Genomic DNA, 23,956 nt, shown 5'->3' with positions numbered 1-23,956 from the left:
CCTGCTAGTTGACGCAGCCGGGGGCCGTACTGGTCGCCGGCTGCTTCGCGTCCGAAGCCGGCGTCCGGGTCGTCGTCGCGGCCACCGGCTTGACGCCGCCGGCGGTGTCGTCGCCCGAGGCCTGGACCGCCGGCGTGCTGATGGCCGTCCGGATGAACTGCCGGACCTGCGCCGGGTCGACCTTCACCGCGTCGCCGTCCGACGGTGTCGCCAGCGAAAGGCTCTGCACCGGGATCGTGGCGAACGCGATCGCGCCCGAGCTCATCCCCCGCAGCTGCTGCGCGAAGCTGAGCACGTCCCAGCCCTTGTCGAGGACGACCGAGCCCTGCACGGCGTCGACCAGGGCGTTCAGCTTCGACACGTCGGTGAACGTGCCGGCGCTGAGCACCTTCTTGGCCATGCCGGACAGGAACGCCTGCTGGCGGGCGATGCGGTCGAGGTCGCCGTTGGCCAGGCCGTGGCGCTGGCGGACGAACGCGAGCGCCTGCGCCCCGGAAAGCGTTTGCGGGCCGGCCGGGAAGTCCGCGCCGGAGTAGCTGTCGTGCACCGGCGCCTTGAGGCAGACCTCGACGCCGCCGACGGCCTGCGACAGCGCGTCGAAGCCGGCGAGGTTGATGGCCGCGTAGTGGTTGATCGTCAGCCCGGTGAACTTCTCCACGGTCTGGATCGCCGTCTTCGCGCCCGCCTCGTTCGCCGCCACCTCCAGCTGCGCGCCGGACAGGCCCTGGGCCCGCAATCCGGACATCGCGGCGTTCTTGCCGCGGCTGTAGGCCGAGTTGATCTTGTGCTTGCCATAGCCGTCCGCGATGTCCACATAGGAGTCGCGCGGGATCGAGATCGCGGTGGCCGCGGCGCCGCCGGCGGGGATGTGGACGACGATCATCGTGTCGGTGGTGTCGCCGCCGTCGTCGCCGCTGCCGGCGTGCAAGGCGTCGAGCACGTTCTGGGGCAACGGGTTGCCGTAGGCGTCGGTACGGGCGTCGATCCCGACGAGCAGGATGTTCTGGGCCACTTTGAGCGGTTCGCCGGGAATCGCGTCATCGTCGGCCACCTGGCCGGACGGTGAGATGACGTCGGCGGTGACGAGGCCGTGGTCCAGCTTGCTCAGCTGTGCCCAGGCGTACCCGGTGGCGCCGAGCACGAGCGCCGACACGACGCCGAGCGCGACCCGCCCGCCGATGCGACGCCCCCGGGACGACAGCAACACGACACTTCCCCTTGCTTCCCTCTGGTGGTTCCCCTCCTTCGAGGATCACCGCGTTAGCTGGGAATCAGCTGAGAAAGTTGTCGAAATACTGTGACGCCAGCCGAACGGCCGAGCTTTCCGGCCGGTTTCGCGACGCACGGTGCCGGAACGTGTACGCGCGAGTGCTGTGGTTGCGACCACAGTGGTCTCAGCGTGGCATCCTGCGCCAGACCGCGCGGGGCAGCAGGCGCATCGCGAAGAAGACCGGACGGAGCACACCGGGCACCCAGACGACCCCGCGCCGCTTCCGCAGCGCGGCGACGGTGGCGTCGGCGACCTGGTCCGGCGTGCTCGAGAACGGCGCCGGGGTCATGCCTGCGGTCATCCGCCCGATGACGAAGCCGGGCCGGACGAGGAGCAGGTGGACCCCGGAGCCGTGGAGGGCGTCGGCGAGACCGCCGGCGAAGCCGTCGAGACCGGCCTTGGCGGAGCCGTAGACGTAGTTGGCGCGGCGCACGCGGATCCCGGCGACGGAGGAGAACACGACGAGGCTGCCGTGGCCCTGGGCGCGCAGCAGGTTCGCGGCGTGGGTGAGGACGCCGACCTGGGCGACGTAGTCGGTGTGCACGATGGCGGCGGCGTGGGCGGCATCGGTTTCGGCGCGGGCCTGGTCGCCGAGGATGCCGAAGGCGAGCACGATGACGTCGAGCGGCCCGTGCTCGGCGGCGACCCGCTCCAGGAAGGGGCCGTGGGCGGCGAGGTCGTCGGCGTCGAAGTCGACGGTTTCGGCTTTCCCGAGGGCGGCGACGGCGGCGGTGAGATCCGTGCCGGGCCGGGCGGCCAGTACGACCTTGTCGTGGGTACCGGCCAGGCGTTGCGCCACGGCGAGGCCGATTTCGCTGCGGCCGCCGAGGACGAGGACTGTTCCGCTCACGGGGGGCAGTCTTCCAGCCGCGGGTGCGCTAGCGTGCCCGGGTGGCGCGCGCGCTGGATTTCGAGACTCTCGTCGAACGGCATCGGCGGGAGATCCAGGTGCACTGCTACCGGATGCTCGGCTCGCTCGGCGACGCCGAAGACCTCACCCAGGAAACCTTCCTGCGCGCCTGGAAGGCCCGCGACCGCTTCGAAGGCCGGGCCGGGGTGCGGACCTGGCTCTACCGGATCGCCACCAACGCCTGCCTCGACGTCCTCGCGCGGCGGCCGCGGCGGGTGCTGCCCGATCAGCTCGGTCCCGCCGGGGAGCCGGGCGGCCCGATCGCCGCCGCGGATCTGCCGTGGCTCGAGCCCTTCCCCGACCGGCTGCTCGACGAGGCCGGGCCGGACGCCGCCGTCGTCGAACGGGAGACCATCGAGCTCGCCTACCTCGCCGCCGTGCAGTACCTGCCGCCGCGGCAGCGCGCGGTGCTCGTCCTGCGGGACGTCCTCGGCTGGTCGGCCAAGGAGACCGCCGAACTCCTCGAAACGAGCGTCGCGTCGGCGAACAGCGCCCTCCAGCGGGCCCGGGCGACCCTGCGTGAACGGCTGCCCGCCCACCGTACCGAGTGGACGGCCGGCGATCCGACGGCCGAGGAAACCGCGCTGCTCAAGCGGTTCATCGCCGCCTACGAAGACGGCGACCCGCAAGCCGTCGCCCGGCTGCTGCACGAAGACGCCCGCGCGGTCATGCCGCCGTACGAGCTCTGGTTCGGCAGCGCCGCGGCGATCGTGCGCGCGCTGTCGCTGTCCATGGACCCGGCGTCGCCGCACTGCGTCGGCCGCTTCCGGATGCGCCCGACGCGCGCGAACCGCCAGCCCGCGGTGGCGACCTGGCTCCGGCGGCCGGGCGAGGCCGGGTACCGCTGGTTCGGTGTCTCCCTGCTCACGATCGAGCACGGGCTGATCACGGAGCTGGCCGCCTTCGAGTCCGTCCCGGCGGCGGCGTGGGGATTGCCGGAAATCCTGCGTGAATGAGCACGATGACCGCGGGCGGGCGTGAAAAAACCCGGGCGGGCGATTCACGGGGAATCACCCGCCCGGGCACACACCCATCCGGAAAGAAATTCTTCCGATTCGGGTTCGTCCTCGAGGCCGCCGGGAAGAGGTCACCGGGCGGCGATCAAGCAGCTCGGTGCCGCTGCGGCGCGGTACGCGCCAGCCGGCGTCGGTCCTCGGCGGTGGTCCCGCCGAAAACACCGTGGTCCAGGCCGTTGTCGAGCGCGTAGCCGAGGCATTCGGCGCGCACCGGGCAGCGCGCGCACACGGCCTTGGCCTGCGCTGTCTGCCGGGCGCCGGGGCCCACCGCGGAGATGGGGAAGAACAGTTCCGGGTCCTCGTCCTTGCAGGCCGCGAGTTCCGCCCAGCCCGTCATCGTGGCTTCCATTTCCTTCGTTCACCTCCCTCTACTTCTTCCGTTTCCCATTGTCGTGGCGCGTCAACCGACTTGACGCTCGCGGGCGCGCGAGCGCATCCGCGTGGGTCAAGGGGGTTTTGGCTTCGGTCCCCGGCTCACCCTCCGGGCAACCAAGACTGCAACACATGAGAGTACGCCCTTCTTCCCGGGATCTCGATGTCGATCACGTCACCCGATCGGCGAGACCGCGCTCCAGCGTGACCCGCACCAGGGCCGCCGCGAGGTGCGCGAGGTCGCCCGGATCGACGAGCTTCGCGAGCCGACCGGGTTGTGTCGGCAGGCCGAGCTTTTCGGCTCCCTGCAACGCTTTCCCGTCCAGGTGCGGTCGAAACTCCGGCCACACGAGCTGGACCTCCCTGGCGAAGATGTCGGCCCCCACCGGACCGAGCCGCGGCACCTTCCCGAGGAGCCCGGCCAGTGTCCGGAATTCGCCGTTCGCGGCCTCACGCACCCGTCTCAGGTCACCGCGGTACTCGTCGAGCAGGTACCGCGCGCCCTCGCCGAGCGCCGTCGCGGTCTGTTCGTCGTAGCGCTTGTAGTGCGCCCGGCCGAGGGCGGCCACCCGCTCCTGCCACGTCGAGTCCGCCATGGCTCTCGCCGTGCCCATCCCCGCGGCCCGCAGCTCGCGGGCCGCGTCGACCGCGATGCCCGCCTTGATCCGGGTCGAGAGCAGCACCGACAGCACCAGCAGCCGGTAGAGCGGCGCGGGCTGGTCGGCGAGCTTGATGCCCGCTTCGGCGGCGTAGGTCGGACCTGCCTCCTTCAGCAGGCGCCGGACCGTGTCTCGCTGGGTCATCGGGTCCGGGTACCCGACATGCCCGCGCCCATTCGTCACACCTCGTCACCGATCCGGAGCAGACCATTACTCCCCTCGAGGAGTCTTGATCGAATCGTTACACGTGGGAGTCACCTCGGCGCACTTGTTCCAGTGGAGGCGAGGGGTGGTGAGGGGTCCGTGTGCGCTGGCGACGATTTCGACGCGTTCTTCCGCGCCGACTTCCCCCCGCTCGTGGCGTTCCTGTGCAAGGCCGGGTTCGAGGTCGAGATCGCCCGTGACGTCGCCGTCGAAGCGATGCTGCACGCGCTGGAGGCGTGGCCGGTCCCCGAAGACCCGCGGGCCTGGGTGCGCCGCGTCGCCGGTCGGCTGCTCGACGCGGTCGGCGACGCGCGCGCGGACTGGACGCCGGACGACCCGCAGGACGACGAGAAGCTGGCCGTGCTGGTCGAGCAGCACGCGGGCTTCCTCGACCTGCTCGCCTCCCTGCCCGGCCAGCAGCGGATGGTGCTCGCGTGGTCGCTCGACGGCTTCACGCCGACGCAGATCGCGAACGCGCTGCGCATCGCCCCCGCGACCGTCCGTTCCAACCTCCGCCACGTGCGGGAACGCCTCAGGCGCCACCGGGCCGCACCGCCCGGCGACCAGCGGGACAGGGAAGGGTGAGCACCATGCCGGCAACCGAGTACGGGGACCGGGCGATCACCGAGCTGCTGCGGGAGTCCAACGCCGCGCTGCACGACTCGCTGCGGGTGGGCCTCGACGTGGAGGGCACCCTGCTCCGGGTGCGCAGCCGCGCGCTCGTCCGCGAGATCGCGGCGACGCAGCCCCCGGAGGCGTTCCCCGCGCACTGGCGGCGCCACGACGAGCCGGTCGCGGACGCGATCGCCGGCGACGGCGCCGCGACCGCCCGCCTGCTCGCCACCATCCGGCCGCTGGTGGTCCGCTACTGCCGCGCCCGCGTCGGACGGCACGAGCGGTCCTTCGCCTCGGCCGACGACGTCGCCCAGGAGGTGTGCGTCGCCGTGCTCACGGCGCTGCCGTCCTACCGGGACCAGGGCCGCCCGTTCCTCGCGTTCGTCTACGGCATCGCCCAGCACAAGGTCGCCGACGCCCACCGCGCCGCGGCCCGCAACCGCTCCGACCCGGTCCCGGAGATCCCCGACGGGGTGTCCGAAGCGGACGGTCCGGAGCAGCACGCCCTGCGGTTCGAGCTCAACGAGCGGCTGGCGCGGCTGCTGGACGTCCTGCCGGCCAAGCAGCGCGAGATCGTCGTGCTGCGCGTGGTCGTCGGGCTGTCGGCGGAGGAGACCGCGGACGCGGTCGGCTCGACGCCGGGCGCGGTCCGCGTCGCCCAGCACCGCGCGCTGGGGCGGCTGCGAAGACTTTTGACGGGCGAAGAGGACTAGCGCCGCACGTAGTCGAGGACGAACTCCTCCAGCGCCGCCGCCGGTCCTTCCTTCGACTCGCGGGCCAGCAGCATGAACTCGATGTCGCCGGGTTCGGGCAGGCCGGGCAGCTCGACGAGGTCGGCGGGCACCAGGCTGCGCGCGTGCAGGGTGACGCCGAGCCCGGCGGCCGCGGCGGCCCGCAGGCCGGTGAGGCTCGACGTCTGGCACGCGGCGCGCCACTCGAGGCCCGCCCGTTCGAGGCACTCGACGGCGAGCTGCCGCGTGATCGACGGCATCGGGTACTGCACCAGGGGCACCGGACGGCCGGGCTCCAGCACCGTCGCCGCCGAGCCGATCCAGACCAGCGGCTCCCGCCAGAGCAGCCGCCCGCGGTGCGTGCCCGGGCGGCGCTTGCCCAGCACCAGGTCCAGCTGGCCGGCGCGCAGCCGCTGGGCGAGAACGTCCGACAGCTCCACGGTCAGCTCGACGTCCACCAGCGGGTGGCTGAGGCGCAGCCGGTTCAGGATCTCCGGCAGCTCGCCGAGCGCGAAGTCCTCCGAGACGCCGAAGCGGACCCGGCCGCGCAGCTCGGCGCCGCGGAAGTGCCGCTCCGCGCGTTCCTCGGTGTCCACGACGGTCTGCGCGAACCCCAGCATCGCCTGCCCGCGCGCGGTGAGCTCGACCGTGTGGGTGTCGCGCGCGAAGAGCAGCCCGCCGGAGTCGCGCTCCAGGCGCCGGACGTGCTGGCTGACGGTCGGCTGGCCGACGCCCAGGCGCCGCGCGGCCGCGGTGAAGCTGCGCGTCTCGGCGACGGCGAGGAACGAGCGGCACAGGCGCGGGTCGAGCACGCGGCCACTTTATCGCGATTCGCGATGACAGTCAGTCCGGTCATCGGGGTTCACAATGAGCGTCCGGGCACCGAGAATTGCCGTGGAAGGAGATCCATGTCCCGGATACGTCTCGACCCGTTCGTCCTCGCCATCCTCGCCACCGTCGGGGTCGCCACCCTGCTGCCCGCTTCGGGTGTCGTGGCGGACGGTTTCAGCACGGCGACGACGATCGCCGTCGGGCTGCTGTTCTTCCTGTACGGCGCCCGGTTGTCCACGCAGGAGGCCCTCGACGGGCTGCGCCACTGGCGGCTGCACGCGGTCGTGCTGGCCGCCACGTTCGTGCTGTTCCCGCTGCTCGGCCTGGCGCTCACGCTGCTGCCGGCGTCGGTGCTGCCCGCCGAGCTCGCCGCCGGGGTGCTGTTCCTCGCGGTGCTGCCCTCGACGGTCCAGTCGTCGATCGCGTTCACCTCGATCGCCCGCGGCAACGTCGCGGCGGCGATCTGCAGCGCGTCGCTGTCCAACCTGGCCGGGATCGTGCTGACGCCGCTGCTGGTGGCGCTGCTGCTGTCCGGCGACGGCGCGGGCGTCGACGGTTCGGCGGTGCTCGGGATCGTGCTGCAGCTGCTGGCGCCGTTCGTCGCGGGCCAGCTGGCGCGGCGCTGGATCGGCGACTGGATCACCCGCAATTCCGCGCCGCTCAAGCTGTTCGACCGCGGGTCGATCCTGCTGGTGGTGTACACGGCGTTCAGCGCGGGCATGACCGAGGGCATCTGGCACCGGCTCGACGTCGTCCCGCTGCTGGTCCTGGTCGGCCTCTGCGGCGTGCTGCTCGCGGCGGTGCTGGGGGCGACGAGCTGGAGTGCCCGGCTGCTGGGTTTCGCGCGCGCGGACCGGATCACCATCGTGTTCTGCGGGTCGAAGAAGAGCCTGGCGAGCGGGCTGCCGATGGCGACGGTGCTGTTCGGGCACGCGCAGGTGGGGCTGATCGTGCTGCCGCTGATGCTGTTCCACCAGATCCAGCTGATCGTCTGCGCGTCGCTGGCGCGGCGGTACGCCACCACGCGGGAACTCGTCCCGGCCTGATTTCGACCGATGAGTTTTCCGGCGGCCTTCGTCAGTACGTGGTGACACCCACTCGGAAGGCGGCACCATGGCGAAGGTCCTGTACCACATCACGATGTCCCTCGACGGCTTCGTCGCGGCACCCGGCGACGACATGACGTGGCTGTCCGGCCTGCACGCGGGGCCGAACCCGGTCGTCGAGCGGGTGATCGGCGGGATCGGGGCGATCGTGATGGGGCACAACACGTACGCCCCGGCGACGACGGCGGAGGGAAAGGTCTACGGCGGCCGCTGGGAGGGACCGATCTTCGTGGTGACGCGCTCGGCGGCACCGTCACCGGGGTTCACGCTGGTCCCCGACCTCGGGGAGGCGGTGTCGTCGGCTTCCGCGGCGGCCGGTGACGGGTATGTGGCGGTGCTGGGCGCGGCGACGGCCCGGCGGTGCTGGGAAGCCGGGCTGCTGGACGAGGTGCTCGTGCACATCGCACCAGTGCTGCTCGGCGACGGGGTGCGGCTGTTCGAGCGGCCGGGCGGTGCGCCGGTGCGGTTGGAAGTCCTGGAGCTGAGCCACGCCGGGCCGATCGCCAACGCCTGGTACCGGGTGCGGTGATCCGTCCACTGTGTACCGATTGCCGAACGAGGTCGGCCAGATCTGGTTCACCTATTGGGCTTGCGGTCCGTCGACTCCACCGTCGTTCCCCACCACTACCTCAGGCGGCGGAACCTGAATGGAATCCGCACTTCACCGCGGCCGCGGCGACGGCTTCCGCAACTCCTCCGCGAAAATCTGCTCCACCCGGCGGTTCGCGCGGCGCAACGACCGCACCGCCGCACGGACCACGAACCCCAACGCGCCGACGAGCAACAATCCCAGGCCGATGGCCGCGAGGTTCGCCACGAGCGCCTCCCGGTACTGGTGCGCCAGGAACCCCAGACCCGCCCCGGCGGTGAGTGCGTCCAGCAACGCCAACCGCACAGCACGCGGCTCGCACGGGGTGGCTCGCGGGGCCGTGACCATCGCTCACCCTCCCGCCGTTCCGTTCAGCGGCGACGCCCTTGCAACCTAGACGAGCTTGCGCCACCCGGTGGCCACTTCAACCTGATTGGCCTACCGGATCTGCCCGGATGGCCGCTGTGATAACTTGAAGCGAACTGGGTCTTCTGTGCAAACGCACATCCCCGAGCCGCCAGCGCGCCGGGGCCAGGGGGCGGTAGCTCAGTTGGTTAGAGCAGGGGACTCATAATCCCTTGGCCGCGGGTTCGAGCCCCGCCCGCCCTACCCTTCGTGGTCCTCGCTTCGCTCGGACCCCTTCGGTTCGCTTCCTCCCTGTGGGGGTGCAACCCCCACACCCCGCCCGGGGGCTCGCCCCCGGACCCCCGTCCGTGTGGTCACCTTGGCATGCCGGCCTGCGTTGGTCCACAAAGGATTTAACGCCTGCGGTCGTATACCAGGGCCAGTTCGCCCTGTTCGCCTGCTTCCTGGTGCGTCAGGTTCCACGATGATGCCCTTAGTCCGTTCTCGAACAGGCGCTCTCCTCCGCCCGTTATCTCCGGGCAGATCATCAGGTATAGGCGGTCCAATGCGTCTGCTGCCAGTAATGGTTTTATGACGCTTGCGCTGCTGTTGATCAGGATGTCTCCCGATCCGGTTTTTTGCAGGTCTGCGATTACCTCTGCCGGCGGGGCGTTCACCACTCTTGTGTGGTTCCAGGGTGGCTCTGTCAGAGTTGTTGAGAACACCACCTTTTCTGTCTCTGACAGCCACTTTGCGTATGCTCGGTCGCGGGGGTCCGCATTCTCGTCTGCTGCCACCGTTGGCCAGAAACCCAGGAAACCTTCCGCGTTTCGGCGGCCCAGTACCGCCGTTGTTGCCTTCTCCCAGATTCGGGTCAAGTGGCGGCGGGCTACCTCCGTTGTCGCGTACGAGACTATTGCTCCCATGTCCGTGGGGCCTCCGGGGCCGTGGTAATGGCCGTCCAGTGTCAGGCTCAGGTTTGCCGTCACCCTGCGGGTCATTCTTGTCCCTTTCGCTTCGTCAGTACTTCCGTCAAGCGGTCCAGGACCTGGGTCCAGCCCGTTTCGATTCCCGCGATCGCCGGTGCCGCCTCCACCGTGGTCGCCGTGATGCGCAAGCCCAGGCGCAACCTGGTGCCGCCCGGCACCGCTGTCAGCTCCAGGTCGTAGTGGCCCGTGAAGGACGCCCTCCCCGTTACCGCCAGGTCGAACGCCAGGCGCCCCGGCTCGTCCGCCACCCGGACCCAGCCTTCCGAGCGGTACTCGCCGTCCGGGTCGCGGTAGGCCAGCGCCGCCCGGCCTCCCGGACGGGGCTCGAGGAGGCACGTCGTCACCGTCATCGACGGCGGCACCCACCACGACGCCAGCAGCGCCGGGTCCGTCCAGTACCGCCAGACCACGTCGCGGGCCGCCGGCAGCACGCGCTCGAACCCGAACGCCCGCCCGTCCGCCCAGCGGTCCCCGTCCGCGGCCGCCGTCTCCGCCTCCACCGCTTCGCGATACCGCGCGACGACGTCACGCTCGCTCTGGTGCGCTTCGACCTGCTTCGCCAGGTCCGCCAGCCGGCCCGCGAACGCCGCGAGCGGCTCCGCTTCGAGCGCGTATACGCGGCGCTGCCCCAACGGGAACACCGTCACCAGCCCGGCGCGCGCCAGCGTCTGCAGGTGCTTCGTCGTCTGCGGCTGGCGCAACCCCGTCAGCTCCGCGAGCTCGCCCACCGACCGGGGACGCTCGGCCAGGAGCTCGACGAGACGCCACCGCGCCGCGTCGCCCAGTGCTGCCGCGATCGCGTCCATGCGGCCAGTATTCACACAGCAGAATATTCAGGTCAAGGAATACTTTAGGTGAGCCAGCGCAGACCGTACGCATAGCCCAGCTGCGGGGCGGTGAACTCCTGCGCGACCTCGCACGCACCGTCGAGCGGCAGCGGTGCGCCCGGCTGCGGCGGGTCGGCGAGCACCGACGGGGGCACCCGGTCCACCCGCCACACCCGCCAGGGCAGCCGCCGCGGGTCGAAGCGGACCCGCACGGTGAACGACTCGCACGCCACCAGCGGCACGAACGTGTACGACGGCCGGATCGGCAGGCCGTCCCGGATCCGGACCACCAGCGCATAGGTGTGGGTGTCGCCGCGCGACAACGGCCGCGGGAGGTCCAGGAGCCAGCGGAAGTGCCGCTGCCCCACCCGTTTCGCGTCGGTGATGCGGACGCCGTGCTGGGCGTCGGCGGCCACCTGGCGTTCGCCGTCGCCGCCGTCTTCGAGGCGGGGCACGGTGAACTGGGCGGCGATCCGGCTCAGGCCGTCGCGGGTCGCGACGATCAGCCGTTCCTCGATCAGCTCCGGCTCCGGCGTGTCCAGCCGGACGATGGCCCGCAGCCGCTTGACGAACCAGCCCTGGTCGGGGTCCGGGACGTCGTCGCCGGGCCGCGCGGCGGCCTCGATCTCGGCGGCCAGCCGGGCGAAGGACCGGTCGATGCGGCGCCGCGCCGTGCGTTCGGAGACGCGCAACCGATCGGCGAGGACACCCACCCGGTCGCTGAGCAGAGCGTGCTGCGAGCCCGGGGCGATGCCCAGCGCGACGTTGACCGCGAGCCGGTCGTCGGCCGGGAACTCCGCGATCGCGGCGGAAATCGCGTCGCGCAGCACCCGCCGCGCTTCGCGGTCGTTCGCGGTGCGGTGGATTTCGCACCACCCGGCGACGATCGGCCCGAGCCGGTCGCGCAGCCGTTCGGCCTCCAGACCCCAGCCGCGGCGCAACGTCGTGAGCTCGCGGAGCAACCCGTCCTCGTGTGCCATGGGGTTTCGATTGTGGCACGCGGACTTCCGCGCGATCGGCGGCAGCGCCTGCGCCGATCAGGTGATTCCCGGGTTGGCCAGCGCGTGGCCAGTTCCGCGCTGATTCGGCCCGCGGGCGGCCTTTGCCCGTTCCCCGGCTGACCGACCATGTCCCGGTCGACGGCATCGGGGAGGACGGGTTGCTCGACACCACTTTTCCGTGCGCGGGACCGGCGGACGTCGACGGCGTCCGCCGGCTGGCCCGCGACGGCAGGCTCGCCGGCTCCGCGTCGGCCGCCCCGCCCGGCGACCTCGCCCGGTTGCGCGGGGCGGTCTACACGGTGGCCTGGCCACTGGTCTTCGCGCGGATCACCAGACCACTCGAACGGCAGCGGCGGCACCCGGACTGCGCGCGCGGGCTGGAATGGCTGCGCCCGGACTGCCTGGACCGCTTCCACGACGACGTCGAAGCCGTCGTGGAGCACGCGCTGCGGCGCGCGACCGACCCGATCGAGAACTTCGACGGCTGGCTGGCGACCCGGCTGAGCCCCGCGACGGTCGACGCGCACCGCCGGCGCCGCGGCGAAATCGGGGCCCTGCAACGGCCTCGCCTCCCGGCGTGGCTCGGCGACGCGCTCGGCGGCGACCCGTGGCTGTGCGACCTCGCCGTGCAGATCCTCGTGTGGGCCGGGGTGCCGGCGACGGCGGGCGCGGAGCTGTGGCCACTGGACGGCTGGGCGGCGCGCCGGGCCGAGGTCCGGGGCGCGCCGCCGCCGGGCCGCGACACGCTCGACCTCGAGGTGCGGCAGGTGCTGGCGGCGATGAGCACGAGGCCGAAGTGGTACGCCGAGCACGTCGAACGGCCGCTCGGGCACAAGCGGGCCCCGGTGGCCCCGATGCCGGCGGACGGCGCGGCCGAGCCCGTCCCGCTGCAGCTGGTGGGTGAGGCCGAAGCGGACGACGCCCGGTTGGCGGGCCTGGCCGAGCAGGCGCTGCGCGCGATCGAGGCAAGGCTGGACCGCGGCGAGGACCCGCCGACGGCGGTGCGCACGGTCGTCCGGCGGGTGTTCGGAGCCGGCGGCGGCGCGCTCGACCGGTTGCCGCACAAGGGGTCCACGCTCGACGACTGGCTAGCCACGGCCCTCGCCGACGAAGCCCGGCTCGACGGGATCGTCGCGACGGTGCTCGCGATCCTCGGCCGCTGAGCGCGCGGCCGCCGGCCGACCGGCGGTCACCTCTTCGGCCGCCGCGCACAATCGGGCGTCCAGCACCTCGAACAGCGTCTCCGGTGGGCAGCCCGCGGCTCGCGCCCGGGTGCCCGCCGAGGACAGCTCGGCCAGCAGGACCGCGCGCACCGCCGCGCGGGTCCGCGCCGCGAGTCTCGTGGGCGGGACAGCTGATGCGGCCACCCCGGCCTCCTTTCTCCCCGCGTCCAGCCTTCCCCTGACGGACGGCCGTCAACGCCACCACGACGGCGGCGGCACCGGCAACCGCAGCGGGCAGCCCGTGTGGCGGCCCGTCCAGCAGTCGGCCAGCCAGCGGGTCAGCGCGACCGGCCCGAGCAGGCTGTCCTCCCACACCGGGGTCAGCTCGCCGGCCCGGCGGAGCATCGTTTCGGCCGTGGCGCAGAAGGAGATGATCGCGGCGACGGCGGCGTCGGCCCGCGCGACCGGCCAAGCGACCGCGGCTCCGGGCAGCCGGGCCGGGATGGCCAGGCCGGGGCCGATGGCGCCGTTGCGGGCCAGCTGGAGCGCGAGGTCGAACTCGACCGCTTCGGCGTGCAGTTGCCGAGCCTGCCAGCGGGGCGAAGCCGCGGCGGCGTGCAGCCCGGCGAGCCGGGCGGCGACCAACCCGTCCCACACCGTCAAGAGCACCCCTCGCGTGTCGGCGGGGTGAGCGCCGGCGAGATCGAGGGTGACGGCGCTGAGCCAGGCACACGGGTCCTTGACTTGACTATCAGCGGCGACGGTCACGGCAGTCAGTCTCGCACCGGAAAGCACGTCCGGCAGCAAGATGATCATGGTTCGCGGCAGGACCACCCGGTCGGTGGCGAACCGTTGAGCGGCTGCGTACCACCTTCGGGCACTGCGGGTGACCGTTCGGTCACGGCTGTGTCATCATGTCGGCGCTCAGTGCCGAGCACGCCCCTCCTTCCCGCCCTCCCCGAAAGGCCGCAGCACGTGATCAAGACCAGCAAGAGCCGGGCCGGCACCCAGCGCGTCACGTTCAGCCTCCCGGTCGGGGCGCCACCCGGAAAGGTGAGCGTGGTGGGGTCGTTCAACGACTGGACGCCCGGCCGCCACCACCTGACCCCGCGCTCCAACGGCCGCCGCTCGGCTTCGGTGGAGGTCGCGCCGGGCACGGTGCTCCAGTTCCGCTACCTCGGCGAGAACGGCCACTGGTTCGACGACCCCGACCTGCCGGACCGGGCGGACGGCAACTGCGTCTACGCGACGAACTGAGTCAGGACCTCCGGCGCGGCTTGCCCCGCTTAGGGGCACCGCCACCGGTCCGCCGGGCCACCGGCTTCTTCGGCGCCGCAAGCTTGCGCTCCGGCCGCTTCTTTTCCGGCGCAGGAGGTTGCTGGCGGCCGCGCGTGCTGTTGACCGTGCGGCCGCGGACGATGCCGATGAACGTCTCCATCAGCTCCGTCGTCTCCTCCTCCAGCCAGGACAGCGCCACGCTCGACTGCGGTGCGTCCGTCACCGTCCGGTACGTCAGGTCGCGGCGGTGGTGCAGGCGGGCCACCGACTGCGGGACCACCAGCACGCCCACGCCCGCCGCCACCAGCTCGATCGCGTCCGCCGTCGTCTCGGGGCGGGAAACCGCCGGGCGGCCCGGGAGCTCGGCCCACTCCAGCGTGTCCTCCATGGGGTGCAGCACGACGTCGTCCGCCAAGTCCGCTGTGGACACTTCGTCGGCCGCCGCGATCAGGTGGTCCTTCGGGACGACCACCACCGTCGTCTCCGTGTACAGCGGGATCGCGTGGAGGCCGTCGCGGTCGATCGGGGATCGCAGCAGCGCCGCGTCCGCCCCGCGCGCGCGGAGCAGCTCCGCCGCGTCCGCCGGGGCCACCGGCACCAGCTCCAGCGGCACGTCCGGCTGCCGCTCGCCCCAGGTCCGCACCCACTTGGCGGGTGTCGCGCCCGGGACGTACGCGAGTCGGAACGAGGTCACCGGGTCAGGCTACCGGGCGGGGCGCTGGCTACCCTGGACGGCATGACGTCGCACAAGACCACCCAGACGATGAAGCCCGCGACGGCGGCGAAGAAGCTGGGTGTGTACCTCGAAGCCACGCCCCCGGAGTTCCAGGAGGGTGTCGTCTCGCGCGACGAGCTGAACGCGCTGCAGGCCGACCCGCCGGAGTGGCTGCGCGAGCTGCGCCGCACCGGCCCGCACCCGCGGCCGGTCGTCGCGGCGAAGCTGGGCGTCTCCATCGGCGGCCTCACCCGCGGCGGCATCACCGAGGCGCTCACCACCGAGCAGATCGAGGCGATCAAGGCCGAGAACCCCGACTGGCTGGTGCGCGAACGCGCCACCCAGGCCGAGGTGCGCAAGGAAACCGTGCGGGTCAAGGAGAAGAACCGCTGACCACGCTCGAAGAGGCCGCGCGCCTCGACGCCGCGGACGAGCTGGCCGCGTTCCGGGACCGGTTCGTCCCGATCACCGACGAGAGCGTCGTCGCCTACCTGGACGGGAACTCGCTGGGCCGTCCGCTGCTCGCCACCGCCGAGCGCCTCCAGGAGGTCGTCGCCGAGCAGTGGGGCACCCGGTTGATCCGGTCCTGGGACGAGCGCTGGCTCGAGCTGCCCGAGCGGATCGGGGACGAGCTGGGCCGGGTCGCCCTCGGGGCCGCGCCGGGGCAGACCATCGTCGCCGACTCGACCTCCGTGTGCCTGTACAAGGTGATCCGGGCGGCCGTCGCGCTGCGACCGGGGCGCGACGAGATCGTCACGGACACCGCGAACTTCCCCACCGACCGGTTCCTCGTCGACAGCGTCGCCGCCGAACTCGGCCTGACCGTCCGGTGGATCGACAGCGCCGACGACGTCGCCGCGGTCACCGGAGCGCGCACGGCGGCGGTCGTGCTGTCCCATGTGGACTACCGCTCGGCCGCGATCGCCGACCTCGCCGGGATCACGCGGGTGGTGCACGACCGCGGCGGCCTGACGGTCTGGGACCTCTGCCACAGCGTCGGCTCGATCCCGGTCGCGCTGGACGCCGACGGCGCCGACTTCGCGGTCGGCTGCACGTACAAGTTCCTCAACGCCGGCCCCGGCGCGCCCGCGTTCCTCTACGTCAACGCGCGCCACCACGAGGCGTTCGGGCAGCCGATCACCGGCTGGATGGGCGCGGCCGACACGTTCGGGATGGCCGAGCGGTACGTGCCGGCGCCCGGCATCCGCCGCGCGCTGTCGGGGACGCCGCCGGTGCTCGGCATGGTGGGCGTCCAGGAAGGCGTGGCGCTGCTGGCCGAAGCGGGGATCGAGCGGGTGCGGGCCAAGGCCGTCGCGCTCGGGCGGTGGGTGCTCGACCTCGCCGACGAGTGGCTCGTGCCGCTCGGGTTCACCGTGGCTTCGCCGCGGGAGGACGCGCGCCGCGGCGGTCACGTCACCCTGCGGCACCCCGACGCCGAACGGCTGTCCCGCGTGCTCATCGACAACGGCGTGCTGATCGACTTCCGCCGCCCCGACGGCATCCGCATCGGGCTGAGCCCGCTGACGACGAGCTTCACCGAAGTCCGTGCCGCGCTGGAACGGATTCGCGAACTCGCCGGATAGTAGCCATGTACTTGATAGCCATGTACAGTTTTTGGCATGAGCACACCCGGGCACCTCATCTGGCGGCTCTCCACGAAGTGGCGCGTGGCGGTCGACCGCGCGTTGGCCCCCGCGGGCCTCACGCACGCGCAGTACGTCTTCCTGGCATCGCTCTTCGGCCTGGAACGCGCCGGAACCACCCCCAGCCAGCGGGAACTCGCTGACGAGACCGGGCTGGAAGCCCTCTACACCTCGAAGCTCGCGCGCTCCCTCGACGCCGACGGCCTGATCGAGCGCACCCGCGACCCCGCGGACACCCGCACGATCCGGCTGCGCCTGACCGCACGCGGCCACGAGGTCGTCGAGCCCGCGATCGCCACCGTCGCCGAACTCCTCGACCGGCTGCTCGCACCCCTCGGCGGCCGCGACGGCGACCGCACCGCGGCCCTGAGCCGCGAACTCACGCTCCTCCTCGAAACCCCGCTGAAGGACGAGAAATGACGCTGTACCACGAAGAATCCGGCGACGGCACCCCGATCGTCTTCCTGCACGGCAACCCCGGCTCGTCCTACGGCTGGCGCAACGTCCTGCCGCACGTCGGCGCCGGCCACCTGCTGGCCCCCGACCTCATCGGCATGGGCCGGTCGCCCAAGCCGGACATCGCGTACTCCTTCGCCGACCACGCCCGCCACCTCGACGAGTGGTTCGACGCGCTCGGCCTCGACGACGTCGTCCTCGTCGGGCACGACTGGGGTGGCGCGCTCGCCTTCGACTTCGCCGCCCGGCACCCGGGCCGCGTCCGCGGGGTGGCGTTCTTCGAGACGATCGTCAAGCCGATGGCCTGGGACGACGTGTCACCGCAGGCCGCGGAGCGCACGCGCAAGATCCGCACGCCCGGCGTCGGCGAGCACATGGTGCTGGAAGAGAACCTGTTCGTGCGGCAGGCGTTCACCGGCGGCGTGCGCACGCCGGTGGCGGACCTCGAGCCCTACCTCGCGCCGTTCCCCACGCCGGACAGCCGCCGCCCGATCCTGGCGTGGGCGCGGCAGCTGCCCCTCGGCGGCGAGCCGGCCGAAGTCGTCGCGCGCGTCGAGGCCTACGACGAGTGGCTGGCCACCAGCACCGGGACGCCGAAGCTGCTCATGACGTTCGAGGGCTCCCCCACGTTGCTCATCGGCGAGAAGGTGGCGCAGTGGTGCCGGGAGAACGTCGCCGCGCTCGACGTCGTCGCGTGCGGCGAAGCCGGGCACCACGCCCACGAGGACCGGCCGAAGGAGATCGCCGCCGAGGTCGCGGCGTGGCTGGACCGGCACGCGCTGCGGTGAGTCAGCGGTGCCGCAGCGGCGGGGTCGTGTCCACGCCGAGGACGCGGGCCGCGACCCACGCCAGCGCGTCGGCGGTGCGGGCCGGGGTGTCCGAGGGCTGCATCACGTGGCTCAGCACCGTCCGGACGACGAGGTCGATGACCACGGCGAGCTGCTCGCCGGTGAACGGCGGGTCGTAGGCCGCCACGCGCGCGGTCAGCATCCCCTTCGCCTGCGTCAGCAGCGTTCCCGCCTCCGTGGTCAGCAGCGGCAGCAGCTCCGAGGCCGTGCCGTGCGTCGCGGACGCGATCGCCCGCAGGAGCGTGTTGTCGTCGGCCAGCTCGAGGACCGCCCGGACGGCGTCGTAGATCGCCTCGACCAGGTCGTCTTCGTGGCGGGCGAACGCGGCGTCGACGACCGAGAGGAACCGGTCCAGCTCGTGCGTGACCATCGCTTCGGCCAGCGCGGCCTTCGAGCCGATCTCGTTGTAGACGGTCTGGCGGCTGACGCCGACGACCTCGGCCAGCCGGGCCATCGTGACCGCCTGCCAGCCGGACCGCGCGGTCAGCTCGATCGCCGCGGTGATGATCGGCCGCCGGTGCTGACCACCCTCGGGCGCCGCCGGAAGTGCCGCACTCATGATCGCCATTCTAGGCGGCGCCCGCGAAAGCCAGGGCTTCAGCCCACGGCGCCCGGCCCGCGATCCGGCGCCGGTACTTCATGATCTCGCGCGGCCGGTCGACGGTGAGCGCGCCGGCGATCCGGTCGCCGCGGCGGTAGAGCGTCACCCCGCCCGCGGACACCACCTCGTCGGCGTGCGGGGTGCCGACGAACTGGATGCGCCTGCCGTACCAGTCGGACCAGAAGTACGGCACCGGTTCGAGCGGCCGGGCGGACGCGGGGTCGAGCGCGTGCCGCGCAGCGGCCGCACCCTGCTCGGCCGCGTTCGTCCAGTGCTCCAGCCGCATGCCCAGGCCGTCGAACAGCGGGTTCGGCGCGTGGGCGACGTCGCCCGCCGCGTAGACGCCCGGCGGGCCCGCCGCCAGCGTCGCGTCGCACACCACCGCGCGGTCTCGCTCGTGCAGTGTCAAGCCGCTGCTTTCGAGCCAGCCGGTGGCCGGCACCGCGCCGATGCCGGCGACCACGAGGTCCGCGGGCAGCACTTCGCCGCTCGCCAGGTGCACGCCGTCGCCAGCCACCTCGGTGACCTCGGCCGCGAGCCGCAGCTCGGTGCCGGCCGCGTGGTGCAGCGCGGCCAGCTCCGCCCCGGCCGTCTCCCCCACGGCACGGGCGAGCGGGACGGCCGACGCCTCGACGATCGTCACCGGCAGGCCGCGCTTGCGCGCCGCCGACGCCACTTCCGACCCGATGAACCCGGCACCGATCACGACCGTGCGGGCACCGGCGTCCAGCGCGGCACGCACCGCGACGGCGTCTTCGGCCGTCCGCAGCGTGCGCGCGCCGGGAAGCTTGCGCGCGGTCGCGCCGGTGGCGATGACCAGGGTGTCGTAGCGCACGGCCGTTCCGGCGACCGCGACTTCGCGCGCGCCCGTGTCGAGACCTTCCGCCGGCGCGCCCAGCAGCAGCTCGACGCCGAGTTCGTTCCGCAGCACCGTTTCCGGGTGGAACGGCTCGAGTTCCGACGGGCCATCGACGTCGAGGAACGCCTTCGACAGCGGCGGCCGGTCGTAGGGCAGGTGCTCCTCGGCGCCGACGAGGACGATCCGGCCGCGGTATCCGGTGCGGCGCGCGGACTCGACCGCGCGCAGCCCGGCCAGCGAGGCACCCACGACGACGAGGGTCATGTCAGCTTCAGCGCGAGGACCGGGCAGGCGTCCACCGCCGCGGCGACGTCCTGGCGGTGCTCTTCGCCGGGCCGCTCGTCGAGCACGACGACCGTGCCGTCCTCACCCACCTCGAAGAAGTCCGGCGCCATCGCTTCGCACATGCCGAGGCCGTCGCACTTCGCGCGGTCCGCGTCGATCCGCATCACGCACCCACCCGGCCCGGCGCGACGAAGTCGACCTTCTCGCGCACCCCGCAGTCGGGGCAGCACCAGGAGTCCGGGATCGCCGACCACGGCGTGCCGGCCGGGAAACCCTCGCGCGGGTCGCCGAGCTGCTCGTCGTAGACGTACCCGCAGCCCGGGCACATGCCGCCTTCGGTGGCGTCGCCGTGGGTGTCGGCGTGCTCCGGCACGACGGCCGTGACGCGGGTTCCGTACCGCGCGAGGACTTTCTCGCGCTTCGACGGCTGGATGTTCGCGCGCGAGAGGTCGCCGTCGAAGTGGGCGAGCACGCGCGGGTCCATCACCCGGCGCCACAGCGGCGGGATCAGCGCCAGCACGATCATCCCGGCGTACCCGGTGGGCAGGACGGGCGACTCCGCGAAGTCGCGCAGCGTCTGGTAGCGGCGGGTCGGGTTGGCGTGGTGGTCGCTGTGCCGCTGCAGGTGGTAGAGCAGGACGTTGGTGGCGATGTTGTTGGAGTTCCAGCTGTGGCTGGGATCGACGCGTTCGTAGCGGCGCCTCCCTTCCGCGCCGACGCGCTGCCGCAGCATGCCGTAGTGCTCCATGTAGTTGACGACCTCCAGCAGCGAAAAGCCCACAACGGCCTGGATCACCAGGTACGGCAGGATGCCCACGCCGAGCCACGCGAGCATCGCGGCCCACAGCACCGCGGACATCAGCCAGGCGTTGAGGACGTCGTTGCCGAGCCGGAAGGGATGCTTGTTCCGGCGGGCGTAGCGCTTGCGCTCCAGGCGCCACGCGGACTTCAGCGAGCCGAAGACCGTGCGCGGCCAGAAGCGGTAGAAGCTTTCGCCGACGCGGCTGCTGGCCGGGTCCTCCGGCGTCGCGACGCGGACGTGGTGGCCGCGGTTGTGCTCGATGTAGAAGTGGCCGTAGAAGCTCTGCGCCAGCGCGATCTTCGACAGCCAGCGCTCGTGGCTTTCCTTCTTGTGGCCGAGTTCGTGCGCGGTGTTGATGCCGATCCCGCCGATGCAGCCGATGGAGATCGCGAGCCCGATCTTGTCGGCGACGGTCAGGTCGCCGCGGGCGATCAGCCAGAACGCGGCGGCGAAGCCGACGTACTGGATCGGCAGGAAGGCGAAGGTGATCCAGCGGTAGTAGCGGTCCTGCTCGAGCCGTTCGATGACGTCGTCGGGCGGATTGCCGCGGTCCAGCCCGGCGACGAGGTCGATCACCGGCACGATCACGAGGATCACGACCGGCCCGATCCAGAACCAGGCACCCCAGCCGGTGGCGGCGTGCAGGCCGATGGCGAGAAACGCCAGCGAGGGGACGACCAGGCCGATCAGCCACAGGTAGCGCTTGCGGTCGCGCCACAGCTCGGTCGACCCGGCGGGCACGGTTGCGGTCATGACACCCTCCTCCGTTGGCTGGGTTTACAGAACTGTAGGTGATGTCCAACCCAATTGACAATAACTGGGTGGATGTAAATCCCTGCGCGAAGTTGGGGTGGCCGGCCAGGACCGCGCCGGGCCGTTGCCGCGGATACGGAGGACGCGGGGTTCAGCGACGCAGAGGCGAGAGGCCGTGGCGTTCAGCGAGCCGCACGGCGACCGACCCGAGACGGGGTTTTGCTTCCGCGGCGTCGCCCGCGGGGAGCACCGGCAGGCAACCGCCGTGCCCGTTTTTCCTCCTCCGCGAACGCCTCGGCGCGGCGGACCGGACGAATTCACTTTCACCCGTTCGGCCCAGCGTGCAACACCGCGAAATCGCCCCCGGGGCCGTTACCAGAGGAAATGCGCGTAATCAACCGGACGCGTTCGGTAAACGCCGTTCGCCGCCCGGCGGACAACCGTCCGGACGCCGGGTCAGCACGACCGCCCGGCGGGGGTTCGTGGTAAAAAACGGACCCTGATCGATTCCGCGGCAACACGGAGGGTGAGGCGAAGACGGGTGACGGCGGCCGCTGTGTCCCATCGTCGTGTCCGCTTCCTCGTCCGGGTCCGGAGTTTTCGCCGACCGTCACTCAGGAGTTCGTGAACCGCCGTGCAGAACAAAGACGCCAAGGACGAGTCGGACAAGCCGTACGACAAGTCGATCCGCAAAAGGCTGACCAGGACCGTTCTGATTCCCAGCGTGACCCTGCTGGTGCTGTGGATCGCGGTCTCCTCCTACTTCCTCTTCAACGGCGTTTACGTCCGGCTGGTCGCGGCGTCGGTGCGCGAGGTGTCCATCCCCGCCGCGTCCGCGCTGGCCGAGTTCCAGAAGGAACGCCAGACCGCGCTGCAGTACCTGGACGACCCCGCGCTCGGCCCGGGCCGGCTCCAGCAGCAGCAGAAGGCGACCGACGAGAAGCTCGGCACGCTGAAGGACGCCTTCGCCGCGACGATCTCCAACGCCCCGGACGAGATCGCGGCCAAGGTGAACGCGCTGAAGGCCCAGTTCGACCAGCTGCCCGTGCTGCGCTCGCAGATCTCCTTCCGCAGCATCGACCGCGCGCAGGTCAACGGCTACTACAACGGCGTGATGGACACCGCGTCCAACCTGTTCGACACCCAGGCCCGCGTCGTGCCCGACGCCGAGGCCGCGACCGGCGGCATCACCGCGACCTCGGTGTTCCGCGCCGGTGACGCCATGTCGCGCGAGACGTCGCTCGTGTCGACGGCCTTCTCGGCCGGCACCTTCGCCCCCGACGACTTCGCGCAGTTCGCGCAGCTGTCCGGGACCTACCGGACGCAGCTGACGAACATCGAGCCGTTCCTCGACGCGAGCGTCCGCGACAAGTACCGGGCGCTGACCAAGAGCGCCGCCTGGCAGCAGCTGGCCACCGCCGAGCAGGCGATCGTCAAGCACGGCCCGTGGTCGCCGAGCGAGCGGAACACCGTGCCGGTGTCCGAATCGGACTGGCTGAACGCGACCACCCAGGTCGCCCAGGGCCTCAACGACCTCGCGATCACCCAGGCGGACAAGGTCTCCGCGGCCGCGATCGACTCCGGTGACGCCCAGCTGCGCAACGTCATCATCGGCAGCATCCTGGCGCTGCTCGCCTCGCTCGCGGCGATCATCGTCGCGGTGCGGGTGTCGCGCTCGCTCGTCGACCGCGCGCTGATGACCCGCCTCGCGCGGCTGCGCAACGACTCGCTCGACCTCGCCCGCAACCGGCTGCCGAACATCGTGGAGCGGCTGAAGAACGGCGAACCCGTCGACCTGAAGGAAGAGCTCCCGCAGCTCGACCACGGCCGCGACGAGATCGGGCAGGTGGCGGAGGCGTTCAACACCGCCCAGCTGACCGCCGTCAACGCCGCGGCCAGCGAGGCGAAAGCCCGCAGCGGCGTGCACAACGTGTTCCTCGGCATCGCCCACCGCAACCAGGTCCTGGTCCACCAGCAGCTGCAGATCCTCGACGAGATGGAAGCCCGCGAGGACAACTCGACGCAGCTGGCCTCGCTGTTCCAGCTCGACCACCTCGCCGCCCGCGCCCGCCGCACCACCGAGAACCTGATCATCCTCGGCGGGAAGCAGCCGGGCCGCCGCTGGCGCAAGCCGGTGGCGCTGATGGAGGTGCTGCGCGCGGCCGTCTCGGAAACCGAGCAGTACGCCCGGGTCCAGGTCGAGCAGGTGCCCGACGTCTCGATCGTCGGCGCCGCGGTGGCCGACACGATCCACCTCGTGGCCGAGCTGGTCGACAACGCGACGTCGTTCTCGCCGCCCGGGTCGCCGGTCGAGGTGACCAGCCGCATGGTCGCGCGCGGCGTCGTCGTCGACGTGTCGGACCAGGGGCTCGGCATGAAGGACGGCGTCCGGGAGTGGGCCAACGCGATGATGGCCGAGGCGCCCGAGTTCGACGCGATGGCGCTGCGGGCCGACTCCAGCCTCGGCCTCTTCGTGGTCGCGCGCCTGGCGGCGAAGCTCGGCATGACCGTCACGTTCGACCCGTCCCGCTACGGCGGTCTGCGCGCCACCGTGCTCATCCCGTCCCAGCACCTGGCCGGGCAGCAGGGGAGCGTCCCCGAGGAACCCGGCTCGTCCCCCGCGGAGACCACCGCGGTGCTGGCCCCGGTGGGCGCACCCGCGCCGCAGGCAGCAGAAAGCGCACCCGGTTCCATGGACACGCCCAGCTCGTTCAGCGGCCAGATCCCGATGAAGCGGGACGCCAAGCCGAGGCCGTACCCGGTACGCGCGCTCACCCCGCCCGACCCGCTGCCCGCCGTGCCCGCCGCGGCGCCGCCGATCGCGGAACCGCCGGCCGCCGAGGTACCCGCGACGCCGCCCCCGACGGCCGACGACCGGCCCCGGCTGCCGCGGCGCGAGCCCCAGCAGAACCTCGTCGCCCAGCTCGAAAACGAACCCGACGACGGCGACGAAGACGTCGTCGCGCCCGGTGAGGGGACCGCGCGGACCCTCGCCGCGTTCCACAAGGGCACTCGCCGGGGGCGGGTCGGCTCCGACGATGCGTAGTCCGCGACAGCACACCGATAAGTCCACAGAGGAAAGTCAAGG

The 23,956-nt window shown here is 72.0% G+C and carries 28 protein-coding genes and 1 tRNA gene; 13 read left to right on the top strand and 16 right to left on the bottom strand.

Annotated elements, in window-relative coordinates:
• Positions 1-4 precede the first annotated feature (4 nt).
• Positions 5-1,207, bottom strand: a complete 1,203-nt coding sequence (locus AB0J40_RS34970; RefSeq protein WP_364461913.1) for an LCP family protein — start codon at positions 1,205-1,207, stop codon at positions 5-7.
• A 187-nt stretch (positions 1,208-1,394) separates the two neighbouring features.
• Complete coding sequence (locus AB0J40_RS34965; protein ID WP_364461910.1) at positions 1,395-2,120, bottom strand: SDR family NAD(P)-dependent oxidoreductase; 726 nt, start codon at positions 2,118-2,120, stop codon at positions 1,395-1,397.
• 41 nt (positions 2,121-2,161) lie between these two features.
• On the opposite strand from AB0J40_RS34965, the gene AB0J40_RS34960 reads away from it, so the two are divergent.
• The gene (locus AB0J40_RS34960) at positions 2,162-3,136 is read left to right on the top strand and encodes an RNA polymerase subunit sigma-70 (protein WP_364461907.1); all 975 of its coding nucleotides are present in this window, start codon (positions 2,162-2,164) and stop codon (positions 3,134-3,136) included.
• A 145-nt stretch (positions 3,137-3,281) separates the two neighbouring features.
• Here the strand turns inward: AB0J40_RS34960 and AB0J40_RS34955 are convergent, their stop codons facing one another.
• Entirely contained in the window at positions 3,282-3,545 is a 264-nt protein-coding gene (locus AB0J40_RS34955) for a WhiB family transcriptional regulator (protein WP_086679434.1), read from the bottom strand.
• A gap of 193 nt (positions 3,546-3,738) precedes the next feature.
• The gene (locus AB0J40_RS34950; protein ID WP_364461904.1) at positions 3,739-4,371 is read right to left on the bottom strand and encodes an endonuclease; all 633 of its coding nucleotides are present in this window, start codon (positions 4,369-4,371) and stop codon (positions 3,739-3,741) included.
• 159 nt (positions 4,372-4,530) lie between these two features.
• On the opposite strand from AB0J40_RS34950, the gene AB0J40_RS34945 reads away from it, so the two are divergent.
• Positions 4,531-5,016, top strand: coding sequence for a sigma-70 family RNA polymerase sigma factor (locus tag AB0J40_RS34945; RefSeq protein ID WP_364461901.1), 486 nt, complete (start codon positions 4,531-4,533; stop codon positions 5,014-5,016).
• Positions 5,017-5,162: 146 nt separating this feature from the next.
• The gene (shbA, locus tag AB0J40_RS34940; protein ID WP_364462088.1) at positions 5,163-5,759 is read left to right on the top strand and encodes an RNA polymerase sigma factor ShbA; all 597 of its coding nucleotides are present in this window, start codon (positions 5,163-5,165) and stop codon (positions 5,757-5,759) included.
• On the opposite strand, the gene AB0J40_RS34935 is transcribed toward shbA, so the two are convergent.
• Positions 5,756-6,589 carry a LysR substrate-binding domain-containing protein gene (locus AB0J40_RS34935; RefSeq protein WP_364461898.1) on the bottom strand — a complete coding sequence of 278 codons (834 nt, stop codon included), beginning with the start codon at positions 6,587-6,589 and terminating at the stop codon, positions 5,756-5,758. The two genes, shbA and AB0J40_RS34935, sit on opposite strands and share 4 nt — an antisense overlap.
• Positions 6,590-6,685: 96 nt before the next feature.
• On the opposite strand from AB0J40_RS34935, the gene AB0J40_RS34930 reads away from it, so the two are divergent.
• Positions 6,686-7,654, top strand: a complete 969-nt coding sequence (locus AB0J40_RS34930; RefSeq protein ID WP_364461895.1) for a bile acid:sodium symporter family protein — start codon at positions 6,686-6,688, stop codon at positions 7,652-7,654.
• Between the two features lie 67 nt (positions 7,655-7,721).
• A complete protein-coding gene (locus tag AB0J40_RS34925) occupies positions 7,722-8,243 on the top strand; it encodes a dihydrofolate reductase family protein (protein WP_364461892.1) in 522 nt (173 codons plus the stop codon).
• A gap of 132 nt (positions 8,244-8,375) precedes the next feature.
• On the opposite strand, the gene AB0J40_RS34920 is transcribed toward AB0J40_RS34925, so the two are convergent.
• Complete coding sequence (locus tag AB0J40_RS34920; protein ID WP_364462085.1) at positions 8,376-8,609, bottom strand: hypothetical protein; 234 nt, start codon at positions 8,607-8,609, stop codon at positions 8,376-8,378.
• 229 nt (positions 8,610-8,838) lie between these two features.
• On the opposite strand from AB0J40_RS34920, the gene AB0J40_RS34915 reads away from it, so the two are divergent.
• Positions 8,839-8,912 (top strand) — tRNA-Ile (locus tag AB0J40_RS34915).
• Between the two features lie 149 nt (positions 8,913-9,061).
• On the opposite strand, the gene AB0J40_RS34910 is transcribed toward AB0J40_RS34915, so the two are convergent.
• From AB0J40_RS34910 to AB0J40_RS34900, 3 genes are read right to left on the bottom strand one after another with little or no spacing between them, the layout of a single operon-like run.
• Complete coding sequence (locus AB0J40_RS34910) at positions 9,062-9,649, bottom strand: dihydrofolate reductase family protein (protein WP_364461889.1); 588 nt, start codon at positions 9,647-9,649, stop codon at positions 9,062-9,064.
• Positions 9,646-10,443, bottom strand: coding sequence for a metalloregulator ArsR/SmtB family transcription factor (locus tag AB0J40_RS34905; RefSeq protein WP_364461886.1), 798 nt, complete (start codon positions 10,441-10,443; stop codon positions 9,646-9,648). The genes AB0J40_RS34910 and AB0J40_RS34905 overlap by 4 nt, the downstream gene beginning before the upstream one ends.
• 44 nt (positions 10,444-10,487) lie before the next feature.
• Entirely contained in the window at positions 10,488-11,444 is a 957-nt protein-coding gene (locus tag AB0J40_RS34900) for a hypothetical protein (RefSeq protein WP_364461883.1), read from the bottom strand.
• A 122-nt stretch (positions 11,445-11,566) separates the two neighbouring features.
• On the opposite strand from AB0J40_RS34900, the gene AB0J40_RS34895 reads away from it, so the two are divergent.
• Positions 11,567-12,628 carry a hypothetical protein gene (locus tag AB0J40_RS34895; RefSeq protein ID WP_364461880.1) on the top strand — a complete coding sequence of 354 codons (1,062 nt, stop codon included), beginning with the start codon at positions 11,567-11,569 and terminating at the stop codon, positions 12,626-12,628.
• Here AB0J40_RS34895 and AB0J40_RS34890 read toward each other — a convergent pair.
• On the bottom strand, positions 12,554-12,832 hold the full coding sequence (locus AB0J40_RS34890) for a hypothetical protein (protein WP_364461877.1): 279 nt from the start codon (positions 12,830-12,832) through the stop codon (positions 12,554-12,556). The two genes, AB0J40_RS34895 and AB0J40_RS34890, sit on opposite strands and share 75 nt — an antisense overlap.
• Positions 12,833-12,880: 48 nt before the next feature.
• Positions 12,881-13,396 carry a hypothetical protein gene (locus AB0J40_RS34885; RefSeq protein WP_364461874.1) on the bottom strand — a complete coding sequence of 172 codons (516 nt, stop codon included), beginning with the start codon at positions 13,394-13,396 and terminating at the stop codon, positions 12,881-12,883.
• A 207-nt stretch (positions 13,397-13,603) separates the two neighbouring features.
• Here AB0J40_RS34885 and AB0J40_RS34880 point away from each other — a divergent pair, with 207 nt between their 5' ends.
• Complete coding sequence (locus AB0J40_RS34880) at positions 13,604-13,885, top strand: isoamylase (RefSeq protein ID WP_364461871.1); 282 nt, start codon at positions 13,604-13,606, stop codon at positions 13,883-13,885.
• Between the two features lies 1 nt (position 13,886).
• On the opposite strand, the gene AB0J40_RS34875 is transcribed toward AB0J40_RS34880, so the two are convergent.
• Positions 13,887-14,600, bottom strand: a complete 714-nt coding sequence (locus tag AB0J40_RS34875; RefSeq protein WP_364461868.1) for a LysR substrate-binding domain-containing protein — start codon at positions 14,598-14,600, stop codon at positions 13,887-13,889.
• A 42-nt stretch (positions 14,601-14,642) separates the two neighbouring features.
• On the opposite strand from AB0J40_RS34875, the gene AB0J40_RS34870 reads away from it, so the two are divergent.
• The 4 genes from AB0J40_RS34870 to AB0J40_RS34855 are packed head-to-tail and all read left to right on the top strand — an operon-like array spanning position 14,643 to position 17,508.
• Complete coding sequence (locus AB0J40_RS34870; RefSeq protein WP_364461865.1) at positions 14,643-15,014, top strand: DUF5997 family protein; 372 nt, start codon at positions 14,643-14,645, stop codon at positions 15,012-15,014.
• On the top strand, positions 15,011-16,204 hold the full coding sequence (locus tag AB0J40_RS34865; protein WP_364462082.1) for an aminotransferase class V-fold PLP-dependent enzyme: 1,194 nt from the start codon (positions 15,011-15,013) through the stop codon (positions 16,202-16,204). The genes AB0J40_RS34870 and AB0J40_RS34865 overlap by 4 nt, the downstream gene beginning before the upstream one ends.
• Before the next feature lie 36 nt (positions 16,205-16,240).
• Positions 16,241-16,684 carry a MarR family transcriptional regulator gene (locus tag AB0J40_RS34860; RefSeq protein WP_364461862.1) on the top strand — a complete coding sequence of 148 codons (444 nt, stop codon included), beginning with the start codon at positions 16,241-16,243 and terminating at the stop codon, positions 16,682-16,684.
• Positions 16,681-17,508 carry a haloalkane dehalogenase gene (locus tag AB0J40_RS34855; RefSeq protein ID WP_364461859.1) on the top strand — a complete coding sequence of 276 codons (828 nt, stop codon included), beginning with the start codon at positions 16,681-16,683 and terminating at the stop codon, positions 17,506-17,508. Before AB0J40_RS34860 ends, AB0J40_RS34855 begins: the two co-directional genes overlap by 4 nt.
• Position 17,509: 1 nt before the next feature.
• On the opposite strand, the gene AB0J40_RS34850 is transcribed toward AB0J40_RS34855, so the two are convergent.
• The 4 genes from AB0J40_RS34850 to AB0J40_RS34835 are packed head-to-tail and all read right to left on the bottom strand — an operon-like array spanning position 17,510 to position 20,868.
• Positions 17,510-18,136, bottom strand: a complete 627-nt coding sequence (locus AB0J40_RS34850) for a TetR family transcriptional regulator (protein ID WP_364461856.1) — start codon at positions 18,134-18,136, stop codon at positions 17,510-17,512.
• Between the two features lies 1 nt (position 18,137).
• Positions 18,138-19,292, bottom strand: a complete 1,155-nt coding sequence (locus AB0J40_RS34845) for an FAD-dependent oxidoreductase (RefSeq protein ID WP_364461853.1) — start codon at positions 19,290-19,292, stop codon at positions 18,138-18,140.
• Positions 19,289-19,477 (bottom strand): ferredoxin, encoded by a 189-nt coding sequence (locus AB0J40_RS34840; RefSeq protein ID WP_364461850.1) that lies wholly within the window; start codon positions 19,475-19,477, stop codon positions 19,289-19,291. The genes AB0J40_RS34845 and AB0J40_RS34840 overlap by 4 nt, the downstream gene beginning before the upstream one ends.
• Entirely contained in the window at positions 19,477-20,868 is a 1,392-nt protein-coding gene (locus tag AB0J40_RS34835; protein WP_364461847.1) for a fatty acid desaturase, read from the bottom strand. Before AB0J40_RS34835 ends, AB0J40_RS34840 begins: the two co-directional genes overlap by 1 nt.
• 634 nt (positions 20,869-21,502) lie before the next feature.
• Between AB0J40_RS34835 and AB0J40_RS34830 the strand changes: the two genes are divergently transcribed.
• Entirely contained in the window at positions 21,503-23,914 is a 2,412-nt protein-coding gene (locus tag AB0J40_RS34830; protein ID WP_364461844.1) for an ATP-binding protein, read from the top strand.
• Positions 23,915-23,956: the final 42 nt, after the last annotated feature.

This window comes from Amycolatopsis sp. NPDC049691 (assembly GCF_040675005.1).
Classification (GTDB): domain Bacteria; phylum Actinomycetota; class Actinomycetes; order Mycobacteriales; family Pseudonocardiaceae; genus Amycolatopsis.
The sequence above is the reverse complement of the archived record's forward strand: the minus strand, read 5'-3'. Positions and strand labels throughout refer to the sequence as shown.